This is a genomic window from Ureibacillus sp. FSL K6-3587 (assembly GCF_038593165.1).
Taxonomy (GTDB): Bacteria; Bacillota; Bacilli; order Bacillales_A; family Planococcaceae; genus Ureibacillus; species Ureibacillus suwonensis.
In genome coordinates this window covers 2,932,974-2,950,377 of record NZ_CP151969.1, presented here as the reverse complement: position 1 = coordinate 2,950,377, position 17,404 = coordinate 2,932,974, and the positions used below count along the sequence as shown (strand labels likewise).

At 42.1% G+C, this 17,404-nt stretch carries 13 protein-coding genes and 2 pseudogenes; 11 read left to right on the top strand and 4 right to left on the bottom strand.

Features of this window, described 5'->3' with window-relative positions; all coding sequences use genetic code 11:
* Window positions 1-190 precede the first annotated feature (190 nt).
* A pseudogene (locus NSS77_RS14540) lies at window positions 191-1,233 on the top strand (PTS sugar transporter subunit IIC).
* A gap of 188 nt (window positions 1,234-1,421) precedes the next feature.
* On the top strand, window positions 1,422-2,216 hold the full coding sequence (locus NSS77_RS14535) for an enoyl-CoA hydratase-related protein (protein WP_342469375.1): 795 nt from the start codon (window positions 1,422-1,424) through the stop codon (window positions 2,214-2,216).
* A gap of 35 nt (window positions 2,217-2,251) precedes the next feature.
* Here the strand turns inward: NSS77_RS14535 and NSS77_RS14530 are convergent, their stop codons facing one another.
* On the bottom strand, window positions 2,252-3,055 hold the full coding sequence (locus tag NSS77_RS14530; RefSeq protein ID WP_342469374.1) for a hypothetical protein: 804 nt from the start codon (window positions 3,053-3,055) through the stop codon (window positions 2,252-2,254).
* 170 nt (window positions 3,056-3,225) lie between these two features.
* Here NSS77_RS14530 and NSS77_RS14525 point away from each other — a divergent pair, with 170 nt between their 5' ends.
* Entirely contained in the window at window positions 3,226-4,365 is a 1,140-nt protein-coding gene (locus NSS77_RS14525; protein ID WP_342471301.1) for an aminotransferase class I/II-fold pyridoxal phosphate-dependent enzyme, read from the top strand.
* A gap of 137 nt (window positions 4,366-4,502) precedes the next feature.
* Here NSS77_RS14525 and NSS77_RS14520 read toward each other — a convergent pair whose 3' ends face one another.
* Both NSS77_RS14520 and NSS77_RS14515 read right to left on the bottom strand, forming a co-directional pair.
* Complete coding sequence (locus NSS77_RS14520) at window positions 4,503-5,723, bottom strand: AI-2E family transporter (protein WP_342469373.1); 1,221 nt, start codon at window positions 5,721-5,723, stop codon at window positions 4,503-4,505.
* A gap of 65 nt (window positions 5,724-5,788) precedes the next feature.
* Entirely contained in the window at window positions 5,789-6,739 is a 951-nt protein-coding gene (locus NSS77_RS14515; RefSeq protein ID WP_342469372.1) for an LCP family protein, read from the bottom strand.
* A gap of 192 nt (window positions 6,740-6,931) precedes the next feature.
* Between NSS77_RS14515 and msrA the strand changes: the two are divergent.
* From msrA to NSS77_RS14475, 8 genes and pseudogenes are all read left to right on the top strand, one after another.
* Window positions 6,932-7,452: pseudogene (gene msrA / locus NSS77_RS14510) on the top strand (peptide-methionine (S)-S-oxide reductase MsrA).
* Window positions 7,453-7,727: 275 nt separating this feature from the next.
* Window positions 7,728-9,101 (top strand): methyl-accepting chemotaxis protein, encoded by a 1,374-nt coding sequence (locus NSS77_RS14505; RefSeq protein ID WP_342469371.1) that lies wholly within the window; start codon window positions 7,728-7,730, stop codon window positions 9,099-9,101.
* 175 nt (window positions 9,102-9,276) lie between these two features.
* A complete protein-coding gene (locus NSS77_RS14500) occupies window positions 9,277-9,933 on the top strand; it encodes a 2OG-Fe(II) oxygenase (protein WP_342469370.1) in 657 nt (218 codons plus the stop codon).
* Window positions 9,934-10,561: 628 nt separating this feature from the next.
* Complete coding sequence (gene ltrA, locus NSS77_RS14495) at window positions 10,562-11,818, top strand: group II intron reverse transcriptase/maturase (protein WP_342471176.1); 1,257 nt, start codon at window positions 10,562-10,564, stop codon at window positions 11,816-11,818.
* 249 nt (window positions 11,819-12,067) lie between these two features.
* Window positions 12,068-13,672 (top strand): ATP-binding cassette domain-containing protein, encoded by a 1,605-nt coding sequence (locus NSS77_RS14490; RefSeq protein ID WP_342469369.1) that lies wholly within the window; start codon window positions 12,068-12,070, stop codon window positions 13,670-13,672.
* Between the two features lie 218 nt (window positions 13,673-13,890).
* Window positions 13,891-14,574 carry a hypothetical protein gene (locus NSS77_RS14485; RefSeq protein WP_342469368.1) on the top strand — a complete coding sequence of 228 codons (684 nt, stop codon included), beginning with the start codon at window positions 13,891-13,893 and terminating at the stop codon, window positions 14,572-14,574.
* A 208-nt stretch (window positions 14,575-14,782) separates the two neighbouring features.
* Window positions 14,783-16,102 carry an SLC13 family permease gene (locus NSS77_RS14480; protein WP_342471300.1) on the top strand — a complete coding sequence of 440 codons (1,320 nt, stop codon included), beginning with the start codon at window positions 14,783-14,785 and terminating at the stop codon, window positions 16,100-16,102.
* A 19-nt stretch (window positions 16,103-16,121) separates the two neighbouring features.
* Window positions 16,122-16,886, top strand: a complete 765-nt coding sequence (locus NSS77_RS14475) for a 3-hydroxybutyrate dehydrogenase (RefSeq protein WP_342469367.1) — start codon at window positions 16,122-16,124, stop codon at window positions 16,884-16,886.
* 106 nt (window positions 16,887-16,992) lie between these two features.
* Here the strand turns inward: NSS77_RS14475 and NSS77_RS14470 are convergent, their stop codons facing one another.
* Window positions 16,993-17,193: a cold-shock protein gene (locus NSS77_RS14470; protein ID WP_342469366.1), complete on the bottom strand. Its 201-nt coding sequence runs from the start codon at window positions 17,191-17,193 to the stop codon at window positions 16,993-16,995.
* Window positions 17,194-17,404: the final 211 nt, after the last annotated feature.

The window sequence follows — 17,404 nt, the reverse complement described above, 5'->3', positions numbered from 1 at the left end:
TCTCTCCCAAACCTAATTTCACTCGATTAAACCTATAAACAAAGGATGTTTAAACTTCAAAAATTTATCTTTAATATGAATTATCAAAATATTTATAGTTGATAAAATATTATTTTTATATATAATTTACTATATTAATATACAATATTTCCACTATTAAAACAGTTCTAACAGAAAGGGTTTTGCAACGATGAAAGATTTCTTCAGTAAATTATTAACGGGAATGAGTTTAGGGATTGTGGTTTGTTTGATCCCTAATGCTCTTGTCGGAGAAATATTAAAATTGATTATTCCACATGCAGGGCCCCTTGAAACGTTCTTGACCGCCGTTTTGAACGCCTCTGTACTTGTGATGAGCTTACTGCCGGTGATTATGGGGGTTCTGATTGGAATCCAATTCAAACTGAATCCGGTTCAAATGTGTTCCATCGGACTTGCAGCTTTTATCGGCAGCGGTGTAACGACAATGGATGAAAATGGGGTCATTACGATGGCGGGGATTGGAACGGTCATCAATATCGGGATTACGGCAGCCCTTGCCACATTATTCGTAAAATTCTTAGATGTGAAATTGAAGGATTGGACATTGTTATTGATGCCGGCCCTTACCATTTTCATTCCCGGTTTAATCGGTTTGGCCATTTTGCCTTACGTCCGTGATGCAAGTTTGGCCATCGGGGAAGGCATTATCTACTTAACAAATTTACAACCTGTGTTCATGGGTATGTTAATCGCAATGGTGTTCTCCATTCTGATTCTCTCACCGATTTCAACGATCGGTGTTGCTACCGCCATTATGATTTCAGGGTCGCAGCGGGAGCGGCAAACCTCGGTGTGGCGGCTTCAGGTGTCGGCATGTGCATTGCCGCCTATAAAGCGAATAATTTAAGGACTGCCATCGCCCATCTTGCATCAGCCAAAATTCAAATGCACAATTTCTTCATGAAGCCGCGCATTGCCTATCCAATGATCATTACAGCCGCGATTCTCGGTGTTTTATCAGGGGTTCTTCAAATTGTGGGAACACCGTACAGCGCGGGATTTGGTCTCGCTGGATTCGTGGGACCATTGAAATATTTGGATCTGGTCGGCTGGAACTTTAAAAGCATTACCATTGCAACTGTGATGTTCATCGCATTGCCTGTCCTTTTAAATCTCATTTTCATTAAAGTCTTTGAGAAAAAATTTAAATGGATCAAATCGGATGATTATCTCGTTTCATACGAACATTAACATGGGATGGCTAACCTATTATAATATAGGTTAGCCTTTTTTCGTTCATGCGCCATTTTGGTGGGATGAAACTGTTATAAAACAGAGAATTTCTGAATATTGTTTGATTTTTTATGAATATTGAAATAACTCTAGGATGATGTTTCACTTTCAAGTAAGATGGAACTAATGTGAAGGAGGTATTTAGGATGCAAGTTCGTACGATGAGACTTGAAGAAGAAGAAGCAAAAATTGTCTATCAAGAAGCAGCCGGTTTGGCCATCATCACAATCCATCGCCCTCAATTGAAAAACGCGTTGACAGCCAATATGTGGGATCAACTGGCCAAAATCGCAAAACAATCCCTTGAAAATCCAAAAAACAAAGTATTGATCCTCCGTGGTTCCGGTGAGAATTTTACAGCCGGTTCAGATATAAAGGAATTCAATCGGATGTCGTTGGAAGAAGCGGAAGAAGCGTTTGCCAGAATGGAAAATACGATTTCGACAATCGAGAATTTACCGCTCCCGACCATCGGAGTGATCAACGGACCTGCCATGGGCGCCGGACTGGAGCTTGCATTGGCATGTGATATACGCATAGGTTCTGAAAAAGCGCGCATGGGCATTCCTGTCGGCAAACTGGGCATTACGTTGAATAATAAATTTGCCAAACGTCTTGTGGATTTGGTGGGCCCATCCACAACGAAAGACTTTGTTTTCACCGGCCGCACATTCAAAGCGGAAGAAGCTTATCGGGCGGGCATGTTGAACTATTTGGTGCCTGAAAAAGAATTGACGCGCTTTTCCATCCGTTTGGGAAAATTGGTGGCCAGCATGTCCCCTGCCTCACTGCTGGCAGTGAAAAATTCCGTAAAAGAGTGCATCGATTCCGCTCCGGTTCTTTGGCAAGGTTCGACGCCTTTTGTAGATCCGATCGATTTTCCTGAAGGCGTCCGCGCGTTTGTTGAAAAACGTTTGCCTCAATTTACAAGAAAAAGATAAACAAAAAATGTGGTTGGCGATAAGTCAACCACATTTTACATTATGCCTTTCAAAAAGATGAGAATATGCATCGGTTCAAATTCAAAATGGCGTTGAAACTGGACGGAAATCTGTTTTTGCAACTGCTCCATTTTCTCGATCACATCATAATCAACCGGGGTTTTAATATGAAGGGATACATAAATCTTCGGCTGGAACTTCTTCATGGTGAATTGGACGGAATCCACTTTCGCAACCGCCGGATGGTTCGAAACGACATATTTGATCAAATCGAGATAAACATTCGGCGATATATCGATGGTTTGCCGGTGGAAATCCGGTTGGACAATGGTCGTTTCCCCCAACTTCACCCGATTTTTCGTAAATATATCAAATCCCTTTTGGATGATTCGTCTGAAAAAATTTTGTTCCACTTGCAGATATGGGATGGGCATCAAATGTTTCCCCTGGGTGAAACGGACAAATTGGGACAATTTGATTTCATTTTTTGAGCGGATATCGTCAATATAATAAAATTGTTGGATCGGGCCGAGTTCCAGCTGTTCCGCAATCTTTTTCGTCATTTTATCGCTTGTGCCGATGATCAATATGGATTGGATGTTCTGCTTTTTGATTGCTTCCATCACTTCTTTCCGATGGGCTTCATCCTGAAAAATCGCTCTCCGGACCGCCCGGATCGTGTTCTTTTCAAATTTCGCCGACGTGCCCGCAATTTTTTGCCCGTTTTTGATCAACAACCCATCGTCGATGATGGCTTCGATTTGATGATCATGGGCAAATTGCAAAGCGCTTGTACTCTTCCCTGACCCGCTAGGCCCGCTTAAAGAATATACTTTCATTCTTTCAACTCCATCACTTCTTTTCTAGTATCATATACAAAAACTGGGTGGAAAGCAAAGTCCTTTATTTTTACAACTTTGAAAGAATAAAAATATGTTAAAATATTTTTACGATTTGAATTCGTCAATCTTAAGGAGTGTTTATTTTGAATATTGTTCCATCCAAGAAGATGTCATTATTCCAGCCAGCAATATTCGGCCAATTGAAAGAATATGCAAACAAGCAACAAGCAAAAGGTACGAAAATCATTGATTTAAGTCTCGGAAGTCCTGACCTTCCACCCCATGAAATGATAAGAAATCTTTTGGCGGAGAAAAGCAAACATCCAAATGCCTATGGATATACATTGACAGGGACAAAGGAATTCAATGAAGCGGTGGCCCGTTACTACAAGCGGGTAAACAAAGTGGAACTCGATGCCGATACGGAAGTGCTGCTGACGATGGGTTCCCAGGAAGGATTGGTGCATCTGCCAATCGCCTTTTGTGATCCCGGTGACATTATCCTTACGACCAATCCCGCCTATGTCGCTTATATGGCAGGCATCCATTTGGCAGGGGCGGAAGCATATTACATACCGTTAAATAAGGAGAGAGGTTTCCTTCCGGATTTGTCGGCCATTCCTGAAGAAGTGGCAACTAAAGCGAAATTGATGATTTTGAATCTTCCCGGCAATCCGGTTCCAGCCATGCCATCGATTGAATATTTCACAGAAGTAGTTGAATTTGCAAAAAAACATAATATCATCGTCCTTCATGATGCCGCCTACTCGGAATTTTACTTTTCCGGCGATGGTCCGGTCAGTTTCTTAAACGCCCCTGGTGCAAAAGAAGTTGGAATGGAAATCAATTCTTTATCCAAAAGTTTCAGTTTGGCTGGCGCCCGGGTGGCTTACATCGTCGGAAACAGTGAAATGATCCAAATTTTAAAGCAGCTGAAATCCAATTTGGACTACGGCATTTTTGAACCGATTCAGTCCGCCGCAGCCCTTGCCTTGGATCATTCAGAAATCATTACCGACCATTTGCGGAAAACTTTTTCTGAAAGACATCATGTTCTTACAAAAGGGCTTGAAAAAATCGGTTGGGAATATGCCCCATCGGACGGAGGCATGTTTGTGTGGGCAAAATATCCATTTGACATCGACAGTGTTTCTTTCGCTTTTAAAGCCATTGAACAGGCGGGTGTCGTGATGGTACCAGGCACTTCCTTCGGTTCTGAAGGGGAAGGCTTTGTCCGCATTGCCCTTGTCCAAGAAAAGGAACTGTTGGAGGAAGCGATCGGGCGATTGAAAACGTTGAACATCTAAAGGGTCGGTTCTGAATCGGCTATCATCCAATCAAAATTGGATGATAGCTTTTTCATTTGCCGGAATCCTGTCAATCCGCCATTGGATTTGCTTTATTTGCCGATATAAAGAAAAAATCGGCCGAAATTTCAGCCGATTCAATCCACTTTATATTTGTAAGAATCATCTTCTTCATAGCGGTTATAACGCTTTTTGAACAATTCAAATAAGTAAGACACCAACACTTTTAAAATCGCATAACCCGGAATCCCCAGAACCACACCGGCAACGCCGAACAAAGAACCCGCCGTCAACAATACAAAAATGATGGTGATGGGATGGATTTTTAAGGATGAGCCCATAATATTAGGCGTAATGAGTTTTCCTTCAATGAGCTGGACAATCGTCCAAACGATAATCAGTTTCAACACCATGAATGGAGAATTCACCAGTGCAATGATGATGGCCGGTGTGATGGCAATGGCTGGACCCAAATATGGAACAACGCTCGTGATCATCGCCAAGAAACCTAACAGGAAGGCGTAATCCAATCCGATGATGAGAAAGCCGATCGTCATCATGATCCCGATGCAAAATGATACGAAAATTTGACCTAATATGTAATGGCTGATTTGGTGGTCCATTGCCTTCATTACCTTGGCCGCATCATTGCGCGCGCGCGGCGGAAGGATATTCAATATAAATTTTGGAAGTTTTTCCCCTTCATATAACAGGTAAAACAAAATGAAAGGAACGGTCACCAGCGATAAAATGAAGCCTGTCACCGCGGAAACGAATCCCGTAATCCCGCTGGCGAGAGTCGATGCCAGATTCGTAAGGGTTTCTCTTACGGTTGTAATTAAATTGTCCGTCACATCCGTCAATACCCGGTCGTAATTGATGTTATATTTTGAAAATAAATCGCTGACGCCGGAATTATTTAAAAATGTGACAACCCCTTCGACAGCCGCTTTGAAGTAAACGGGAAATTCATAAACCAAATTGGTGAATTGCTCGCGCAAAAACGGAAATACAAGCAACACCAGCAAAGTGATGGCTCCAATCGCCAAGAGAAAAATCAAAAAGATGGACCAAATTCGCGGAATCCATCGTTCCAAAAATTTTAATATCGGTCTGAACAAGTAATATAAAATGACCGCAAGTACACCGGGCAATATGACAACTTCGAATAAAACCTGAAATGGATAGAAAATAAAGGAAATCTTATCAAAAATATAGATAACGAGCCCCAATAACAAAAGTACAATCAGTGTGAATAATAAATTTTTGCCTCCGAGAAAACGGATAAACTTTGTTGAAAAAAATTTCGATTCCTTTGATCGATTAACTTCACTTTCCAATTCTTTCTCTCTTTCCAAAAAATCACCTCATCATTTTTCGACAAAATCATTTTATCACGAAAAATAATTGGAAGAAAACTTTTCTATCCACCAATTCCTAAAAATTCGTGCAATTCTTTCTTGTTCGCTTCCAAATCAATTTCAATGACAGATCCCGCATGCTGGTAAGAGTTGAACCAATAAGTTCCTTCCACCGGTATGGTCATTTTTTCGATGGAAGGTTTTCCGCCTGCCAATACGGACAACACCGTTTTAAACTCTTCCCCTGAAGTCATATCCGTAAGAACGTAGCCTTGTGCGGCACCGATAAATTTCGGCAGGTTTTTAATATTTGCCGGTTTCATAACTTCCTCTTTCAACGCTTCAATGACTTTTTGCTGCCGTTCGACACGGCCGAAATCCCCTTGGGCATCATGACGGAATCGGGCATAGCCAAGGAGCTCTTTGCCGTTTAACCGTTGCACGCCTTTTTTCAGGCTCACCCCGATATAAGCGGACATGTCTTTCTCCACATCAATTTCGACACCATTCGGGGCAATGATGTCTATGAGCGATTCAAAGCTTTGGAAGTCCATCACCATATAATGATGGATCGGAATATCGAACATTTCGTTCAATGTTTGCTTCAATAATTGAACGCCGCCCAAATAGTAGGCAGTATTCAACTTCCAAGAATCATAGCCGGGGATTTCCGTATAAATATCCCTCATAAAGGATACGAGCTTCATATCATTCGTATCTTTATTCCAAGAAAGGACCATCATCGTATCAGAACGGGATTTTTCCTCTCCCCTGCTGTCCACGCCGATGATTAAATAGTTCACAATGTTTCCTGTTTGTTCATCAGGGAGAAAATCCATTTTTTCCTTTTCTGCATCTCCCGCAAGTTCCAATCCGATCCGATATTGATGGATCGAATAGGCGCTGACCCCAATAATGATCAGCAATAAAATCAAAACAATGAATCTTCCTATTCTAAACCGTTTTTTCTTATAGCGTTTTTCACTCCGGCTTCGAATTTGATTATCTTCCATGCTTATTTCCCCTTATTCTTTTGGACTTCATCATAATAGAACGTTGAAAGATTGGGACAGGTTCACTTCTATCAATCATTATACTATGCTCCCATAGGAAATGCTTTTCCTGCATATGAAAGTTCCAGTTTTTGTTGTTATAATGATATCTTGTAGCAATGCATTGGATTTTAAGCAAAAGGAAGTGAAAAAATGGAAAAAGCTACATTTGCCGGCGGCTGTTTCTGGTGCATGGTGAAGCCTTTTGTGGAATGGGACGGAATTGAGAAAGTCACTTCCGGTTATATGGGAGGCCACGTTGAAAATCCTACATATGAACAGGTGAAATCCGGAACGACCGGCCATTTGGAAGTGGTGCAGATCGAATTTGATCCGGTTGTTTTCCCATACGAAAAACTGCTTGAAATCTATTGGATGCAAATCGATCCAACAGATGATGGCGGCCAGTTCCATGATCGTGGCGAAAACTATAAAACAGCCATTTTTTATCATACAGAAGAACAGCGGATACTGGCGGAAAAATCGAAAAAACAGCTGGAAGAAAGCGGGCGTTTCAAAAAGCCGATCGTCACCGAAATCCGTCCGGCTGCCCCTTTCTATGAAGCGGAAGATTATCATCAAGATTATTACAAAAAAAAAATCCCACACACTATGAAGAAGATCGCAGAAAATCCGGAAGGGACGATTTCATCCGGAAACATTGGAATGGTTAATTTAATGGCGGCAAAAGTGCCGCTGTTTTTTTATACATCGAATCGGACAATCAGTTAGTTTACATAATCTAATTATAAAAAACTAATATATTTTATTATCCCGAAGTAACTTATCCACCTCTAAATAAGTGATGTATTATGCGATAATTGATGACAATTATAAAAAATCAATTTAATAAATTTATCTATTTTAGAATATTTTATTGAAAAACAATCCAATATTGTTATATTTTATTCTATATAAATGAGTTATTTTGCACAAGGGGGATGCCGTCATGTTTTTTATGAAAATGAGTCCTTTGAAAACCGAATACAAAGAAGCCGCTTCTTCACCTCAAATGGATGGACAAATTCAAGTGGCTGTAGATCAATTAAAAGGCGTTGTTGAGCAAATGAATTTGACTTCGCTGTCGCTCGAGGAAATTTCCAAATCCACAGAAGCAAAAACCGCCCAATTATTTTCCCACAGTGAACAAACCGTTTCCTTCTCTCAAGAAGCTTCTGAAAAAATGAAGGCAATCGAAGCGGCGGCTCTGCACATATCATCGTTTTCCCAAGAAATCCTTTCAAACAGCCAGACATCCTACGCAGAACTCCAAAACTCTTTTGTTTCTTTCCAAACCCTGCAGCAGAAGTTTGAACATTTAAGCCGCAGTCACAACGACTTGCTTGAACAAATGCATCAACTGGTTGAATACTCCAACAAAATTCAGGAAATTGTCTACACAATCGGTTCGATTTCACAAAAAACAAAAATCCTTGCTTTGAATGCTTCCATTGAAGCGGCTCGCGCTGGCGATCATGGAAAAGGGTTTTCTGTAGTTGCAAAAGAGGTTGGGAATTTAGCCAATCAAACATCCCAGGCTGTTGAGGAAACAAGAGATACCATCCAAATCATTCAAACGGAGATCAAATCGACTGCGGAAAAAGTGAAATTGGAAACGGCACAAGTGCATGAAGGTTTTCATGAAATGAATAAAATACTTGATGCGCTGGAGTCTTTCAAAGGAAAACTGAACATCATCACAAAGATGGTGCAGGAATCTTCGGAATCGGTGGACGAACAAAGGGACAGTGTCGTCGATATAGCAAACCTCCTTCAGGAAATAGCGGATATGGCATTGGAAAATAAAAAATACGTCGTTCAAGTGACAACCGATTTACGGACACAGCACAAGAATATAGAAGATATCCGCTCCATCAATCAGTCGTTGACAAAAACCTCATCGGAACTGCAAACGCTGGTTCATGAGAATGGACAAAACGTCCAATATGATGAAACCCTCGTCAAGCAAGTGAAAAACATGCTTTCTCAAAAAGTTCAATCCAAAACTCTCCTAAGTATGGATGAAAAAATTCATCAACTACTGCTCGATGAGATTCTATATTCGAATCCTCAGTTGGAAACGATTTGGACCAATCGGAGGGATGGAACCTTCATCTACTCCAACCCGCCTGCCGGACTTGTCAACGCCAAAATGCGCCCATGGTTCAAAGAAGCGATCAATGGTAAAGAGTATGTTTCCGAACCATATATCTCCGCAGTCACGAAAAACTATTGCATTACCCTTTCATTTCCGATAGTAAGCGAAGGCAAAATCATCGGTGTCTTAGGGGCGGATATGGCATTGAAAGAAAACGGGCGCTGAAAGGCGGAAAAGCTCAATCCTCTCCTTTGCCGATGTTTTTTCTGGTTCATCCGATTTTTTTCTATAAAGGATAGTGCGGAAACACGAAGATTAGTGTAAAATTATTATGTGCATTTTATCCTTTTTATCCCTTTTTATTCCATTTTTTTACATTCATTAAATGAAGGGAATGAGCTTGACGATTCTTGGAGCTGAATATTCTTTAAAGGAGCAAAACCTATTCAACTTCAGTGGAAACAAAATATATGTTGAAGACAGGGAAATTGATGTATTGGTGAAATACGAACAGCCGTTGGTGGTGGTGTTGGGTTCGGTGCTGGATGACGAAGAATGCGACAAACTCATCGAATTATCAAAGGATCGACTCCAGCGTTCCAAAATCGGCGCAGACAAAATTGTCAGCGACATCCGGACCAGCAGCGGCGCATTTCTTGCAGACGTGAATGATGATATGGTGAGAAGAATTGAAAAACGGGTTGCTTCCATTGTGGGGATCCCTGTGGAACATGCGGAAGGGTTACATATTTTAAACTATAAACCCGGACAAGAATATAAAGAGCATTTTGATTATTTTGCGGCGACAAGCAGAGCTGCAAGCAACAACCGGATTTGCACATTTGTCTTATATTTGAGCGATGTGGAAGATGGCGGAGAAACTTATTTTCCAAAACTGGGGTTAAAAGTGTATCCGAAAAAAGGAATGGCGGTATACTTTGAATATTTTTACAACGATCAAACATTAAATGAATTGACACTGCATGCCGGTTTACCGGTCGTTACAGGCGAAAAATGGATTGCAACGTTGTGGTTCAGAAGGAAGAAATGCATTTAACTTACATATCTCAAAATGGCAAGACTCACCTTTCACGTTACGGAATTGGAGAACAAAACATTTTCCAATTCCGTTTTTTCGTGCGCCCGGCATGTACATGAACTATAGGGTGTAAGTCCCGAACCCCGAAGACAGAAGTAGAGGTTAGCCAAGAGCAAGGGTGTCCGTGGTGACGCGGAATCTGAAGGAAGCTGGAGGCAAAACACCGGTCCGAGGAACACGAACCTCATATAAGGCTAGGTATGATTGAGTGAGTTTGCGAAACAAAACAAAGCTCTTTCTGTCGAAGGTCATATCGAGTAAATGAGGCGGATAGATGGTGTGAAAGTGCATGTACTTACCCGGGGAGGTCTGGCGGATAGGTGAAGTACGCTTCATAACCTACTTAGTGATAAGTAGCTGAACCGTCAGAAGTCAGCAGAGGTCATAGTATTAGTTGGTCTAGAACAACTAAGAAGGACCGAACAATTAAGAGAGAATAGCCCTTGGCATTCAGTGAGTCATGATGAACACAGAAAACGTAGTACCTCACTTGAGGAAGGAAGCGGTGAATCCCGTGGGGGACCTCTTGGAGGGTGGAGTGACCACTGGCATAAAGAGAACAGCTATTCACGGAAGGAGAATAACGATGCTTTTGAATCAAATCCTGTCACGGGAGAACATGCTTCAAGCACTAAAACGTGTAGAACAGAATAAAGGAAGCCACGGAGTAGATATGATGCCCGTACAAAACCTACGACAGCACATAGTCGAAAACTGGCTATCTATTAAGGAGGCAATTCTCAAGGGAACTTATGAACCAATGCCAGTCCGCAGAGTCGAAATCCCGAAACCTGACGGCGGTGTTCGTTTACTAGGAATCCCTACCGTAACAGACCGTTTGATTCAACAAGCAATCGCCCAAGTACTTTCAAAAGTGTATGACCCTACATTCTCTGAAAACAGCTACGGATTTAGACCAAACCGAAGTGCCCATGATGCGGTGAGGAAAGCGAAAGAATATATAAGAGATGGACATCGATGGGTTGTAGATATGGACTTGGAGAAATTCTTTGATAAGGTCAACCATGACAGATTAATGGGTACACTCGCGAAGAGAATCCAAGATAAACCATTACTGAAATTGATTCGTAAGTATTTACAATCGGGAGTCATGATTAATGGTGTGGTGTCAAGCACATTAGAAGGAACTCCACAAGGAGGACCATTAAGTCCGCTACTATCTAACATTGTACTAGATGAACTAGATAAAGAATTGGAAAGAAGAGGACACAAATTCGTTCGATATGCGGATGACTGTAACATTTACGTGAAAAGTAAACGAGCAGGACTTCGCACAATGGCAAGCATTCAACGATTCATTGAAGGAAAACTACGACTGAAAGTAAATGAAAAGAAATCAGCGGTCGACCGTCCATGGAAACGTAAGTTTCTAGGATTTAGCTTTACCTATCATAAAGAGCCAAAGGTTCGTATCGCAAAAGAAAGCCTTAAACGAATGAAGAATAAAGTTCGTGAAATCACATCACGCAAGATGCCCTACCCGATGGAATACCGCATTCAGAAACTGAATCAATATCTAGTGGGATGGTGTGGATATTTTGCGTTAGCAGACACCAAATCTATATTCCTTGAATTAGATAAATGGATTCGTAGAAGACTTCGAATGTGTCTATGGAAGAACTGGAAGAAACCGAAAACAAAGACACGCAACCTTATTCAGCTTGGCGTACCACAATGGCAAGCGTATGAATGGGGAAATACTCGGAAGAGTTATTGGCGTATTTCAAATAGTCCAATATTACACAGAACCCTTGGTAACTCCTATTGGAGAAACCAAGGGTTGGAAAGTCTTGAAGCTCGTTATGAAAACTTGCGTCAATGATCTTAATTGAACCGCCGTATACGGAACCGTACGTACGGTGGTGTGAGAGGACGGGAGTTAATCGCTCCCTCCTACTCGATTTGCTTCTATGTTTTCCCCCAATCCCCTCCCCTTTTACGAATGAATGTAAACCTTCTATAGCTTTTCGCCCCACTTCCTGATATAATGGTGGCATTATGTGTAAAAGAGAAAATGGCGCTGGATTCCATCTTTTTTATACATTGAAGTAGTAACAAAGGAGGAACTTACATGATTCAAGTAAGTAATGTAGGTCTTCGTTATGGCGATCGCAAACTATTTGAAGATGTGAATATCAAATTTACACCTGGAAACTGTTATGGTCTTATCGGAGCGAACGGAGCGGGCAAATCCACGTTCCTTAAAATATTATCTGGAGAAATTGAACCGCAGGAAGGTCAAGTGATTGTTGGAAAAGACCAACGGATAGCCGTATTGAAGCAAAACCATTTTGAATATGACGAATATACGGTGCTGGAGACGGTCATTATGGGCCATAAACGCCTGTATGACGTCATGAAAGAAAAAGAAGCCATCTATATGAAAGAAGATTTTACAGATGAAGATGGCATGCGCGCCGCTGAACTTGAAGGCGAATTTGCCGAGTTGAACGGTTGGGAAGCTGAATCCGAAGCGGCCACCCTTTTGCATGGCCTTGGCATTCCCGATGAAAAGCACTATTTGAAAATGGCGGACTTGGAAGGTTCCGATAAAGTGAAAGTATTGCTTGCCCAAGCCCTTTTCGGCAAGCCGGACATCCTTTTATTGGACGAGCCGACAAACCACTTGGATTTGAAAGCCATTCGCTGGCTGGAAGAGTTTTTGATCAACTTTGAAAACACGGTCATCGTTGTTTCCCATGACCGTCACTTTTTGAATAAAGTTTGTACCCATATTGCCGATTTGGACTTTGGACGAATCCAAATCTATGTAGGGAACTATGATTTCTGGTATGAATCTTCCCAATTGGCATTGAAAATGGCGCAGGAACAAAACAAGAAAAAAGAAGAAAAAATCAAAGAGCTGCAAGAATTCATCGCCCGCTTCTCCGCCAATGCGTCAAAATCCAAGCAAGCGACAAGCCGCAAAAAAATGCTTGAAAAAATCCAATTGGAGGATATTAAACCGTCAAGCCGCAAATATCCTTACATCAATTTCAAAATCAACCGGGAAATCGGCAACGACTGTCTGGCGGTGGACGGTTTGACAGCGCTCCAAGACGGAAAAGAGCTGTTCAAAGATATTCGATTCATCATGAACCGGGATGATAAAATCGTGCTGCTTGGCAGCCCATTGGCCAAATCCGCATTGCTCGATATTTTGATGGAAGAACGCCAAGCGGACGGCGGAACATTTAAATGGGGCGTGACAACATCCAGAGCCTACTTCCCTATGGACAACTCCAAATACTTTGAGGGCGAAGAAAAAACCCTGGTGGATTGGTTGCGCCAATTCTCTCCGGAAGATCAAACGGAAACGTTCTTGCGCGGTTTCTTGGGCCGTATGCTGTTCTCCGGCGAAGAAGTGAAAAAATCCCCTTCCGTATTATCCGGGGGCGAAAAAGTCCGCTGCATGCTGGCCAAAATGATGCTTTCAGGCGCGAACGTGCTTCTTTTGGATGAACCGACGAACCATTTGGACTTGGAATCCATTCAAGCGTTGAACAATGGATTGATCGCCTTCAAAGGCGCGATGATTTTCACATCCCACGACCATCAATTCATCCAAACGATTGCAAACCGCGTCATTGAAATTCAGGAAGACGGCTCCATCATCGACAAGCAATGCACATATGATGAATTCCTGGAGTGGAAAGAAGCTCAAGGGCTTTTATAATAGAAAAAAATGAGAATCCTTAAAAGAGTGGATGGGGAAAGTATTGCGTTTCCCCTATTCACTCTTTTTTTTTGGATTTGAATTTGGCCAGGAATGGCTTTTTTGGATTTATCCAATCCCAAACTAGTTTACATAATATAATTATTAAAAAATTAGTGTATGGGCAATAATATCGTTTTATAATAATAAGTAATATAGAACGGAAGGAGCTGTGCGTGATGAGAGCAATGGGAATTTCCATGATTTTTCTGCTGGTTCTGCTGTTTGGCTGCCAACAACAAGACAATGCGGGCGATCCCGAACCTGTGAACGGAGAAACGCCTAATGGAGAAGAAAATGGGGATAATCAAAATGCGGTGGAAGAAGAACCGGCGGATGAATTGGAATTAAGCCAATTTTTAAAACCGGACGGATCGACGGCGAAATTTTTGGGCGATGGCAATGAATTTGCTTCATATACCGAAAAAACGACTTGGCTGGACGATCAGTATGTGGGCACAATTGTCGATAACGGCGGTGTGACCATGATGACCATTTATAAAATCGGTGATGAAAAAATCGAGATTGTTTACAAAGAGCCGGTGGACCTTGATGCCGCTTTTCCGGACATGGAAGACATAAAGTCCATGCAGCCTATTGAAACGTATTTTGCAAAACCGATCGAGGTTGGCACATCCTTCGGCAACTGGAAAATCATAAAAATCGATGAACCTGTCGAAACACCTTATAAAAACTTTGATGAGGCCATTGTAATCGAAGAATCCGGTGAAAATTACGTCAACAGAAAGTACTTTGTTGAAGGGCTTGGAGAAGTGAAAACCGAATATATCATGGATACGGATCAGGGAGAAAAATATATCGTGACCTCCACCCTTGAATCGGTCTCAACGGAAGATGAATAATCTTTCCCCTCCCCTGCCGCTTAATAGGAGCAATTCCTCACAATCAAGAGGAAGATGCTCCTTTTTTATTTTTTATTAGACTTTTTACCCATTTAATAGAAAAGGGCTATCAAAAAGAATGAAACAATTTCCGGTCACATACACATTTAATAGAAATCTCTGAATTTTAACAGAAATTTCGTAACTTACTAAAGGGGGGAATCCGATGATTTTAGGTTTCATCGGGCTGTTGGGAAGCTTGGCGCTGATGATCTATTTGACGATGCGCGGCGTCAACTTGCTTATTGCGGCGCCTTTTGCGGCATTCATTGCAGCCATTTTCAGCGGAATTACGATATTTCCGCAATTGGCTTCGGAAGGTGCGCCGGACTTTATTACCAGCTACATGGGCGGCTTTACGGGATTCATCAGTTCCTGGTGGCTCATGTTCTTGGCGGGGGCCATTTTCGGAAAAGTGATGGAAGACAGTGGGGCTGCTGATAGCGTCTCCAAATGGATTGTTGAAAAGATTGGCGCGAAACACGCCATCTTGGCTGTTGTTGTGGCTTGTGCCGTTTTGACCTATGGTGGTGTGAGCCTGTTCATTGTTGCCTTCTCTGTTTTCCCGATGGCATTAAGTCTATTCAAAGAAGCCAACCTTCCAAGACGGTTTATTCCGGGTACATTGGCATTGGGATCCGTCACATTCACCATGACTTCTGCCGGTTCTCCGGAAATCCAGAACTGGATTCCCATTGAACACTTGGGAACGACACCTTATGCAGGTTGGCAAGTGAGTTTGATTGTCGCCATTTTCATGGCCGTTATCGGTTATTTTTGGTTAAAGTGGATGATTGGACGAGCAGTGGCGAGAGGTGAAACTTTCGTTGCAAAAGAATCCGACCAATTTGAACATGAAGAAATCCGCCCTCTTCCGAATCCTTTGCTCAGTCTGTTGCCGTTGGTCGTCGTTCTTGGATTTTCCTTCATTTTCCATGATACGTTGGGAACATCCGCATTGATCATCGCTTTGCTCGGCGGCATCATCACGGCTTATCTTGTGAGCTTCAAATATATGAAAAATCGGGAAAAAGCGATTGCGGATGGCGCGTTAGGGGCAATAATCGCCATCGCCAATACAGCTGCGGTCGTCGGATATGGCGGTGTTGTGAAACAGACGGCTGCCTTCCTTCAAACGGTGGATTACATGACAAACATTCCGGGCAATCCGCTTATTGGCGGTGCCATTGCGGTTGCGGTGCTGGCGGGTCTCACCGGATCCTCATCGGGAGGACAATCTATCGCCTTGCCATTAATTGCTCCCCATTATTTGGATATGGGAGTCAATCCGGAACAATTGCACAGGGTGGTGGCCATTGCTTCAGGATCTTTGGATACATTGCCCCATAGCGGTTATGTGGTGACCACGATCACGGCCATCGCGAAGGAATCCCATAAAGATGCTTATCCGGCAATGGGGGCGCTCACCGTCATCATTCCTCTGCTCGGAACAATACTTGCGATCATCTTATTCTCATTAGGATTATAAACGGTTGGAGGTTCTGTCAATGAAAGGAAAAACGCTTTTTATCACCGGAAGTGCCCAAGGAATCGGGTTTGAAATTGCCAAAAACTTTGCTGAGGCGGGGGCAAACGTCGTCATTTCCGATTTGAACGAGGAAAAATTGGATCAAGCAATAAAACAATTGCCCGGACAGGTTTCAAGCGTCGTCTGCAATGTGACGAGCGAAGAACAAATAAAACGGGCGATTGACTATACCGTAGAAACATACGGCTCGATCGATATTTTGATCAACAATGCCGGAATCCAGCATGTGTCATTCATCGAAGACTTTCCCACTGAAAAATTTGAATTGATGATCAAAATCATGCTGACGGCGCCTTTTATTACAATGAAATATGCGATTCCACATATGAAGAAAAAGCAGTTCGGGAGAATCATCAATATCGCTTCCATCAACGGCTTGATCGGGTTTGCGGGCAAATCCGCATACAACTCCGCCAAGCACGGTGTCATCGGATTAACAAAAGTGGCGGCCCTTGAAACGGCTCCTTATCACATTACGGTGAATGCCATCTGCCCTGGTTATGTGGATACAGCATTGGTGCGGGGGCAATTTGAAGATTTGGCGAAAACGCGCAATATCCCGGTGGAAAATGTGTTGGAAGAAGTGCTATATCCATTGGTTCCGCAAAAACGGTTGATTTCAGTCGATGAAATTGCGTCCCTTGCCCTTTATCTTGCAAGCGATGCCGCCAAAGGAATCACCGGTCAAGCCGTGGTCTTGGACGGAGGTTATACCGCACAATAATAAAAAAACAGCGGGAAAAACCCGCTGTTTTTTAGATTCCGAATCCCGGACAAATAAAAAAGGCTTCCAAGATTGGAAGGAAGCCTTAATATTTTAGGTTCGATTATTATAATTTAACTACGTTAGCAGCTTGTGGTCCGCGGTTACCTTCAACCACTTCGAATTCCACTTTTTGACCTTCTTCAAGAGTTTTGAACCCTTCACCTTGGATAGCTGAGAAGTGTACGAATACGTCGTTTTCACCTTCAACTTCGATGAATCCAAAACCTTTTTCTGAGTTAAACCATTTTACTGTACCTTGTTTCATTGAAAAAACCTCCAAAAAGATAAAAATATTTTTGCAATATGGAATTATTTTATTACATTGATAATAAAAAAATTCACATATTACGAAGAGTACCGTAAAAACCACCGATCACTCTTTGTAATATGTGAATCATCTGTTTCCGGCCTTGCAATTTAATTGTATATTCATTTTATAACACCATATTACAAAAGTCAAACGATTTTTTTATTTT

Excerpts from the sequence above, each read along its gene's own strand:
- NSS77_RS14505 (WP_342469371.1), top strand. The coding sequence starts at position 7,728 with ATGTTTTTTATGAAAATGAGTCCTTTGAAAACCGAATACAAAGAAGCC.
- NSS77_RS14535 (WP_342469375.1), top strand. The coding sequence starts at position 1,422 with ATGCAAGTTCGTACGATGAGACTTGAAGAAGAAGAAGCAAAAATTGTC.
- NSS77_RS14475 (WP_342469367.1), top strand. The coding sequence starts at position 16,122 with ATGAAAGGAAAAACGCTTTTTATCACCGGAAGTGCCCAAGGAATCGGG.
- ltrA (WP_342471176.1), top strand. The coding sequence starts at position 10,562 with ATGCTTTTGAATCAAATCCTGTCACGGGAGAACATGCTTCAAGCACTA.
- NSS77_RS14530 (WP_342469374.1), bottom strand. The coding sequence starts at position 3,055 with ATGAAAGTATATTCTTTAAGCGGGCCTAGCGGGTCAGGGAAGAGTACA.
- NSS77_RS14485 (WP_342469368.1), top strand. The coding sequence starts at position 13,891 with ATGAGAGCAATGGGAATTTCCATGATTTTTCTGCTGGTTCTGCTGTTT.
- NSS77_RS14490 (WP_342469369.1), top strand. The coding sequence starts at position 12,068 with ATGATTCAAGTAAGTAATGTAGGTCTTCGTTATGGCGATCGCAAACTA.
- NSS77_RS14525 (WP_342471301.1), top strand. The coding sequence starts at position 3,226 with ATGTCATTATTCCAGCCAGCAATATTCGGCCAATTGAAAGAATATGCA.
- NSS77_RS14470 (WP_342469366.1), bottom strand. The coding sequence starts at position 17,193 with ATGAAACAAGGTACAGTAAAATGGTTTAACTCAGAAAAAGGTTTTGGA.
- NSS77_RS14515 (WP_342469372.1), bottom strand. The coding sequence starts at position 6,739 with ATGGAAGATAATCAAATTCGAAGCCGGAGTGAAAAACGCTATAAGAAA.